The organism is Nonomuraea sp. NPDC003754 (assembly GCF_053605785.1).
Genome location: NZ_JBSGJX010000056.1, coordinates 47,508 through 55,336, shown reverse-complemented (window position 1 = coordinate 55,336; position 7,829 = coordinate 47,508). Strand labels below are relative to the sequence as shown.

The following is a 7,829-nucleotide window of genomic DNA, read 5'->3' as shown; positions in this document are numbered from 1 at the left end:
ACGAACTGTCTTCTGGGGCGGTGCCTTGTGCTGACCTCTGGTCGCCTAAGCACACCCCCCCAAACCCCCGCCCCGCCCGCCACCCCCCCCGCCCCCCCCCCCGGCCCCTGGGCGTGCACGCGCCTGCCGTACAGCGCCGCATTATGGGATAATGGCCGCAGTCAGGTCGCTCCACCGTTTCCCCCTTGGTGTACAACGATGGAGAGGGACGGGTATGGAGATCAGGCCGCAGGCGGTCGTCATCCCGAAGGAGACCGACCACCTGGAGCAGGGGAAGTACGGTCCCGTCTACCCGCGGACCCCTGCGTGCTACGGGTTCACCATCATCGCGGACGTCAAGCCCGGCCGAGCTGAGGTCATCCGAGGCTACGGACACACGCTCGCCAAGGCGCTGGAGGACGACCCGGACCTGCTCGCTCCTCTGAAGCTGCACTACCTGCGCTGGGTGCTCTTCGACGACGACACCCGCTTCATGTACCAGGGAATCTTCGACACCGATTTCGACAAGTACACCGAAGACGCCATCGCACTGTTCGCCCGATCAGGGGTGAACACGGTTTTCGAGAACCTCGAGGGCTTCCCCGAGGACTGGAAGACCAACCCGGAGGCGTTCATCAGATTCGTTCGCGAGCACCACTGCCCGAGCTTCATCGAGTACGGCGAGTACCCGTACGTCACCGCCGACGAGATCAAGAAGGCTCTGCTGGTCAAGAGCGCCCTGTCGGAGATGCTCGACCAGATGCAGTGATGCCCGCCGGCGCCATGCGGAGACGAGATGAGCGAGTTGAGAACGGCGCGCACCTACAACCAGAACCACGTGCCGCGCCAGTACACCCCCGGCCGGCGGCGGTTGAGCATCTACGTCGCATGGAGCTATCCAGCCGAGGCCGGCAGGAACACCGCCGAACTGGACAACCGGTTCTCCACGATGACCGAAGTGCGGCGCGTGACGTGGCCTGCCTACGAGGACCCGAAATGGTCGGATCCGCTGCGGTTCCAGCAAGGCATCGCGGGCGGGCTGGAGCTGTTCTTCTGGGGATGGCTGCCCTTCCAGCAGTTCGTCGAGGAGACCAGCGGGCACGTCGTACCCGTGTACCAGCGCGTCGACCAGGCCGGATTCCACACTCCACTGGACGAGCGGGTCCTTGCGGACACCGACACCCTGTTCGTGTGGGGACTGGACCACATGATCACCGGCCAGGACGCCACACCCGCGGAGATCGAGGCGGTGCGTGACTTCCTCTCCCGCGAGGGAACCTGCCTGGCACTGGGACCGCATCACGACGTCGGCGCGTCGAACGACATGGTGGTGCGCGACATGGAGTACCACCACCATGGCGACGCGCTGGTGCCCCGCCAGCAACGCTTCGGCAGGTACACCCGCTCGCTGATGGCAGGGCTGGGGATACCCGTCGAGAACCGGTACGGGCTCCGTCCCGCAGTGACGGACGGGAACAGGAGCGCCCCGTTGTCCATCGTCAGGGACCTGGACACCAAGGGGTGGCTGGAAGGGGTCTCCAGCTTCAACTTCCACAAGCACCTGCCTCATTACGCCGTGACCACCGACGACCCGAGCGCCATCCACGTGCTGGGCAGGCAGCCGATCGACATGTCCAGGCCCCACCCGTTCACCGAGGCCGGGAACACCGAGTTCAACATGTTCCTGTGGATGCCACCCGGCGGTGACCGCGCCGGTGACGTGATCTTCGCCGACACCACGATCTTCAGCTCGCTGTTCGGCGTCGACGAGAGCCTGCGCGCCTTCTGGAACAACATCGTCTCGGCGAAGTAGCGCTACGAGGAGGCGGGTTCCGGTGAGCGAGGACACCCAGGTCAAGCTCGAGCTCGACGACATCCAGCGCGGGGTCCTCAGCCCCCGGCCGACGCCGTACGCGGCGACCTACATCCTGTTCCGCATCGAGGACCGCGACCATGGGCGGGAGCTGATGCGGCGCGTGAGCGCCGTGGTGACCTCGGCCGCCGACACGGTCAGCCCGTTGGGCGAGACCTGGGTCAGCGTCGCGCTCACCTACCACGGTCTCAAGGCGCTCGGTGTCCCTCAGAAGTGGCTGGACACCTTCGCCTGGGAGTTCCGGCAGGGGATGGCCGCACGGGCCACCGTGCTGGGCGACGTCGGCGAGAGCAGCCCCGACAACTGGGAGTCGCCGCTCGGCACACCCGACGTCCACGTGGTGCTGGTGGCGCTCGCGCCCGACAGCGCACGGCTGGAGGCCGCCATCGACCGTGCTCGCCCGGCCTACGAGGCCCTGCCCGGAGTGACGGCGATCTGGCGGCAGAACTGCCACGCGCTGCCCACCGAGACCGAACCTTTCGGCTACCGCGACGGCATCAGCCATCCCGCCGTCGAGGGCAGCGGCATCGCTGGCTCGAACCCGTTGGAAGCGCCGCTCAAGGCGGGGGAGTTCGTGCTCGGCTATCGCGACGAGCTCGGCGGCATCCAGACCCCGCAACCCGATGTCCTCGGACGCAACGGCACCTACGTGGTCTTCCGCAAGCTCCACCAGCGCGTGGCCCTGTTCCGGCGATACCTGAAGGACAACGCCACCGGGCCTGAAGACGAGGAACTGCTGGCCGCGAAGCTCATGGGACGCTGGCGCAGCGGCGCTCCGCTGGCGCTCAGCCCGCGACACGACGACCCCGGCCTCGGCGCCGACCGGACGCGCAACAACATCTTCCTGTTCGAGCAGGACGATCCGGCAGGTTTCACCACTCCCGGCGGCTGCCACATCCGCCGGGGCAATCCTCGTGACGCGAGGGTGGCCGGGGTGCCGAGGCTGCATCGCATGATCAGGCGCGGCACCGCGTACGGGCCGCCGCTGCCCGAGGGCGTCCTGGAGGACGACGGGGCCGACCGCGGGCTGATGTTCGCCTTCGTCGGAGCGCATCTCGGGCGGCAGTTCGAGTTCGTCCAGTCCGAATGGATGAACGACGGCGTCTTCTTCGGCGCGGGTGACGCGAAGGACCCTGTCATCGGCTCCACCGACGGCTCCGGCGACTTCACCATTCCCCGGCGTCCCGTACGGCGGCGGCTGCTCTCCACACCGCGGTTCGTGGTCACGCGAGGCGGCGAATACTGCTTCATGCCAGGGCTGACCGCACTGCGCTGGCTCGGCGACCTCACGGACTGAGCATGGTGACGCCGTTCTGGCCCGACGACCGGGGATCCATATGGACACGCTGCAGCTGCTGTTCAACGCCGTCACCGTCGTCTTCATCGCGGCCACCATGTTCGCCGCCGGTCTCGGGGCGACACTGTCGGCCCTGCGCGCCGTGTTCGCGAATGTCCTGCTGCTGGTGCTGGTCCTCCTGGCCAACCTGGTCGCCGTCCCGCTCCTCGGCTGGGGCCTCGCCGCCCTGTTCGGCCTGCCCACGGCGGCGTACATCGCGCTGCTCCTGATCGCGTCCTCACCGGGTGGGCCGCTCGGCGCGAAACTCGGCATGGTGCAGAAGGGCGACGTGGTCGCAGGTGCGGCGATGCAGGTCCTGCTGGCCGCCGTCGGCAGCATCACCTTCGGTCCCACGGCGAACGTGATGCTCAAGGCGGCCGGCGTGGGCGGTGGAGTCGCACTGGACGTCCCGGCACTGATGCTGACCGTGGCGGTCCTCCAGCTCGTGCCGTTCGCCGTCGGGTTGACGGTGCGCCACTACGCGTCGCCCACAGCCCTGTCATGGCATCCCGTGGCGGTCGGAGCGTCGAACGTGACCTTCCTCGTCGTGCTGGCCGGCATGCTCCTGGGCAACTGGCGGGACGTCGTCGCGCTGATCGGCTCACTCAGCCCGCTCGCGGGCTTCGTCTTCTCCGCCATCGCCTTCGGCCTCGGCACGGCCATGGCCACCGGGCCGCGGGCACTCCGTACCACCATGGGGGGAGTCACCGCGGTGCGCAACGTGGGGCCGGCGCTCGCCGCGGTCGGCCTCGCCTTCGGCGACGAACCGGCCGTCCTTGGAGCGCTCGCGGCCGTCCTGCTGAGCGGCCTGGCCGCCGCCATTCCCATCGCCGCGGTGCTGAGCCGTCGCCGGAGCGGCACCACCGCGGATCACCCGGCTCGACGTCCGCCGGCGTGACCGGTCTCCTCAGGGAGAATTGGCATGCCGCTTGACCTGGACGAATGACGTGGAACGGTCAGGAGTCGTGCGGCTTGGGCTCGTCGGCACCGCGTGCTGCCGCGATCACTCGCATCAACGACTGGTGCAGGTGCTGCAACTCTTCGATGTCCATGCCGAGACGTGCCACGATGGCGGGTGGGATCTTCTCCGCTTCGGCTCGTAGCTCCTTGCCGGCTGGAGTCAGGGTCAGCGCCAGGGCACGCTCATCCTTGCTGTTGCGCTCGCGATGGATGTAGCCGAGGGCCTGAAGCCGCTTGAGCAGCGGAGACAAGGTGCCCGGATCGAGCTGAAGCAGCTCTCCCAGCTCCTTGACCGACAGAGGCTCCTGCTGCCAGAGCGCGAGCATGGCCAGGTACTGCGGATGAGTCAGACCCAGCGGCTGCAGCAGTGGCCGATACAGCCCGATGACGCTGCGCGAGGCGATGCTCAAGGCGAAGCACACCTGCCGATCCAGCGCCAGCAGGTCTGTTACGCCTGTCACAGGCTCCATATGAGGTTTCCTCCTCCATTCCCTGGTAGGTTACTTTGTGTACAAACTAATAGCCCACCAATAACCTGCACGCAAACCTATCGGTCGGCTGACCCCTGGAGGACACCCGTGTTTTACCGCAAGCCTTTGGAGGAGCGCATCGCTGAGCGGCAGGCCAAGCTGCCTCCCCTGAAGGAGGGTAAGCACTTCGAGCACGGCCCGGCCAAGTTCGTGTTCATCTTCCTGATCACCTTCGTGGTGATCATCCACTTCGTGGGGCTCGCCGTCGTCATGCACTTCTACCCATCATGATGCCGCGGCCGAGCCGCTTGTCCTCCTGCACCACCAGGGCGCCCGCGACACGCACCCGGTTCGCCACGTTTCCAGGACGAAAGTAGTGGGTCCGCAGGAGGAGTATCCGCCCGGAACCCGGGGCGAGGGCCGGGGTTGCTCCCGATGCCGCACACACCTCACAAGAGGATCTTTGGCGGCATGCTCACCTTTGTTCGCCGCACGGCGGGCCTGCTGGCCGGCCTGATCGCCGCCCTCCTGGCCGTGGCCGCCGCCGCGTTCTCCTTTCTCGCGCTCGCCTCCGTCACCGCCGTCATCCCCATGCTGTGCGCGGCGGCAGTCCTGGTCTGCCTGCTGGTCGCCTTTCTGCTGGGCCGGCCGTCGATGCGACTGCTGACGCGCTCGGCCGGGCGCGCCGCCGTCTGGTTCGCGGTCACGGTCACCGCACTGGCCGCGGTGAGCGCCTGGCTGCTCGTCTTCCGGCCGTTACCGACGCCGCTCGCCCCGGCCGCTCCCGCGTACGTCAGGTACTGGGACCTGCCCACCGGCTCCCGCATCGCCTACACGCACCGGAAGGGCGGCGCCGAGCCGTACCCCGTGATCTTCCTGCACGGCGGACCGGGCACCGCGGGCGAGGGCCTGCCGGAAGGGGCGGAGGAACTGGCCGCGGACGGCTTCGACGTCTACGCCTACGACCAGGTCGGCGCGGGCCGCTCCAGCCGCCTCGCCGACGTCACCGGCTACACCGTCGCCCGCCAGGTGGCCGATCTCGAGGCGATCAGGCAGGTCATCGGCGCGCCCAAGATGATCCTCGTCGGCAGGTCGTGGGGGGCCACGCTGACCGCCCAGTATAGTATCTGGCCGCCCACCCGGGCCGGGTGGCCAAGGCGGTCTTCGTCTCCCCCGGCGCGCTCTGGGCACCCGGCGCCGGCGACATCGGGGAACCGTGGAACCGCCTCACACCCGACCAGGCCCGCCGCCGCGACGACCTCCTCGGGAGCCCGCGCATGATCGCTCTGTCCCTCCTGCTGGAGAACGGCCCGGCCGCCGCGCACGCTCTCGTCCCCGACCGCGAGGCCGACTGGCGGATGCGCGAACTGCTGCTCATCGGCAAGGACGCCACCACCTGCCCGGACGGCCCGCCCGCCCCGACGCACGGCAACCGCCCCGGCTTCTACGCCAACCAGTTCACCGTCGCCGACGCCATGCGCGTCCCCGACCCTCGCCCCCGACTGCGCCGGCTCCACGTACCCGCGCTCATCATGCGCGGCACCTGCGACTACATCAAACCCCACGTCGCCGCCGAGTACCGCGACACGATCGCCGGCGCCCGCCTCGCCGAGGTCGCGAACGCCGGCCACGGGATCGCCCACGAGCAAACCGCAACCTACCTTCGCCTCCTGCGCGGCTTCCTCCGCGAGCACTGACATGGTCAGGCGCGGCCGTCCCCGACGAGGTCTCCGTCCGCGCACCGACGGCAGCGGCCGATGTGACGGCCCGGGCGCGGGCCTGCCCTGAGAGGGACGATGGCCGCCCCTGCGCGCCCTACCTGCCCCCGGCCGCTGCGGCCCTCTTCCTCAAGGACAGCGGCCTGTCCTCCCGGCAGGTACGGCTGCCGCTCACCCACGCCCGGCTGAGCGCGCCCGTGCGCGGCAGGCGGCTGCCGGTGGTGGTGTTCTCACCCGGCAACGGCGCCAACCGGGCTGACTCCACGGTCGTGGTCGAGGAGCTGGCCAGCCGTGGTTACCGAGCGCGGCCTGGCCGTGCAGCGTGCCTGTCCCGCCGCCTTCTTCGACCGGCACCTGCGTGGGCTGGACAGCCGCCTGCTGCACGGGCCCGCGCCGCGCTTCCCCGAGGTGACCTACGTGCCCTGATCCTTCGCGAACAGGTCAGACAAGACCGTCTTATCGGACAACTTGCTCGGGGATGATTTTGTCTGACTTGGGGGGACACCGCATGCTGAGCAGGCGCAGCATGAGGGTGTGGACGAGGTCGAGCGCGACCGGATCCTCACCGAGATCGCCTACGACACCGCCGGGCTGCTGGCGACCATGCGCCGTGAGCGTGAGCGTCGCGTGCAGGCCGGCGAGGATGTCGTGTGGCTGGATCTGGCGCTCAAGGAGCTGGAGTCGCTGGCCGCGGGAACGGCCGATCTGGTGACCTTCCGGGCGATCCGTTCGTTTGTCGACCGCCACGGCGCCGGGCCGTACCCGGTGGAGGAACTGGCGGCCATCGCGGGCGTGGACGTGGAAGACGTTCGGCGGGTCCTGGCGCGGATGGCCGTCGAAGGGCTTGCCACCCCGGCGGACCGGCCGCCGCCGGACGCACCGCCGGCTGATCGCTGACCTGTAGCCGGTTCCGGGACCGCACAGGGACTCGGAGGGGGTGGAGGCGGTGGCTCTCGCCTATCCGCTGGTGTGGCTGCGGCTGCGCACCGGGAGCATCTGGCCGGTCCTGGTCCTGCACGCCACCCTCAACGCATCGATCTACTTCGTCGCCGGAGCCATGACCGCCGCCACGGAGCACTCCGGCTGGTTCATCGGGGAGGGCGGCGCGCTCACGTCGGGCTTCACGGCGCTCGTCGTGCTCGCCACCTGGCACCTGTGGAGGAGATAGCGGTTCCTCGATGTGGAGAGCGGGGCGATTCAGCCGCTGGTGCCAGATCGGCTTTCGTCCCGTGTGTCGCCCTACAAAACGACAAAACTCAAGCCATGTTTTGACTGTCCCCGGTGGCTCTGCTGTCCCCCTGAAGCCTGGCGCAAACAGGCAGGTCCCTTCGTGTTCAGTTAAGATCTCGGAAATCTGCGGGCAACAGGAAAAACCGTGCTCAGATTGAGGTCAAGTGCCTGGACACGCAGAAAAGCCGAATCCCATGCTGGAGGTAGTGCGTCGCCCCAGCCGGCATGCGATGTCGGAAAACATCGCCAATGGGCGGCGACGA

At 68.6% G+C, this 7,829-nt stretch carries 11 protein-coding genes; 10 read left to right on the top strand and 1 reads right to left on the bottom strand.

The window, feature by feature from the left end; translation table 11 throughout:
* Positions 1–214: 214 nt before the first annotated feature.
* From ACWEVS_RS41370 to ACWEVS_RS41355, 4 genes are read left to right on the top strand one after another with little or no spacing between them, the layout of a single operon-like run.
* Entirely contained in the window at positions 215–748 is a 534-nt protein-coding gene (locus ACWEVS_RS41370) for a hypothetical protein (protein WP_449919129.1), read from the top strand.
* 27 nt (positions 749–775) lie between these two features.
* A complete protein-coding gene (locus tag ACWEVS_RS41365; protein ID WP_452556318.1) occupies positions 776–1,792 on the top strand; it encodes a hypothetical protein in 1,017 nt (338 codons plus the stop codon).
* Between the two features lie 22 nt (positions 1,793–1,814).
* Positions 1,815–3,149 (top strand): Dyp-type peroxidase, encoded by a 1,335-nt coding sequence (locus ACWEVS_RS41360; RefSeq protein WP_452556316.1) that lies wholly within the window; start codon positions 1,815–1,817, stop codon positions 3,147–3,149.
* Between the two features lie 40 nt (positions 3,150–3,189).
* Positions 3,190–4,086 carry a bile acid:sodium symporter family protein gene (locus ACWEVS_RS41355; protein WP_449919134.1) on the top strand — a complete coding sequence of 299 codons (897 nt, stop codon included), beginning with the start codon at positions 3,190–3,192 and terminating at the stop codon, positions 4,084–4,086.
* A 58-nt stretch (positions 4,087–4,144) separates the two neighbouring features.
* Here the strand turns inward: ACWEVS_RS41355 and ACWEVS_RS41350 are convergent, their stop codons facing one another.
* Positions 4,145–4,618 (bottom strand): MarR family winged helix-turn-helix transcriptional regulator, encoded by a 474-nt coding sequence (locus ACWEVS_RS41350; RefSeq protein ID WP_449919136.1) that lies wholly within the window; start codon positions 4,616–4,618, stop codon positions 4,145–4,147.
* 108 nt (positions 4,619–4,726) lie between these two features.
* Between ACWEVS_RS41350 and ACWEVS_RS41345 the strand changes: the two genes are divergently transcribed.
* The 6 genes from ACWEVS_RS41345 (at position 4,727) to ACWEVS_RS41320 (ending at position 7,504) form a co-directional block, all read left to right on the top strand.
* On the top strand, positions 4,727–4,909 hold the full coding sequence (locus ACWEVS_RS41345) for a hypothetical protein (RefSeq protein ID WP_354908293.1): 183 nt from the start codon (positions 4,727–4,729) through the stop codon (positions 4,907–4,909).
* A gap of 180 nt (positions 4,910–5,089) precedes the next feature.
* Positions 5,090–5,899, top strand: coding sequence for an alpha/beta fold hydrolase (locus ACWEVS_RS41340; protein ID WP_452556314.1), 810 nt, complete (start codon positions 5,090–5,092; stop codon positions 5,897–5,899).
* Complete coding sequence (locus ACWEVS_RS41335) at positions 5,896–6,315, top strand: alpha/beta fold hydrolase (protein WP_452556312.1); 420 nt, start codon at positions 5,896–5,898, stop codon at positions 6,313–6,315. Before ACWEVS_RS41340 ends, ACWEVS_RS41335 begins: the two co-directional genes overlap by 4 nt.
* Before the next feature lie 312 nt (positions 6,316–6,627).
* A complete protein-coding gene (locus ACWEVS_RS41330) occupies positions 6,628–6,762 on the top strand; it encodes a hypothetical protein (RefSeq protein WP_449919141.1) in 135 nt (44 codons plus the stop codon).
* A gap of 108 nt (positions 6,763–6,870) precedes the next feature.
* Entirely contained in the window at positions 6,871–7,233 is a 363-nt protein-coding gene (locus tag ACWEVS_RS41325; protein ID WP_452556310.1) for a hypothetical protein, read from the top strand.
* Between the two features lie 49 nt (positions 7,234–7,282).
* Positions 7,283–7,504 carry a hypothetical protein gene (locus ACWEVS_RS41320; RefSeq protein ID WP_452556308.1) on the top strand — a complete coding sequence of 74 codons (222 nt, stop codon included), beginning with the start codon at positions 7,283–7,285 and terminating at the stop codon, positions 7,502–7,504.
* The last annotated feature ends 325 nt before the right edge of the window (positions 7,505–7,829 follow it).

Excerpts from the sequence above, each read along its gene's own strand:
- ACWEVS_RS41355 (WP_449919134.1), top strand. The coding sequence starts at position 3,190 with ATGGACACGCTGCAGCTGCTGTTCAACGCCGTCACCGTCGTCTTCATC.
- ACWEVS_RS41350 (WP_449919136.1), bottom strand. The coding sequence starts at position 4,618 with ATGGAGCCTGTGACAGGCGTAACAGACCTGCTGGCGCTGGATCGGCAG.
- ACWEVS_RS41340 (WP_452556314.1), top strand. The coding sequence starts at position 5,090 with ATGCTCACCTTTGTTCGCCGCACGGCGGGCCTGCTGGCCGGCCTGATC.
- ACWEVS_RS41370 (WP_449919129.1), top strand. The coding sequence starts at position 215 with ATGGAGATCAGGCCGCAGGCGGTCGTCATCCCGAAGGAGACCGACCAC.
- ACWEVS_RS41365 (WP_452556318.1), top strand. The coding sequence starts at position 776 with ATGAGCGAGTTGAGAACGGCGCGCACCTACAACCAGAACCACGTGCCG.
- ACWEVS_RS41335 (WP_452556312.1), top strand. The coding sequence starts at position 5,896 with ATGATCGCTCTGTCCCTCCTGCTGGAGAACGGCCCGGCCGCCGCGCAC.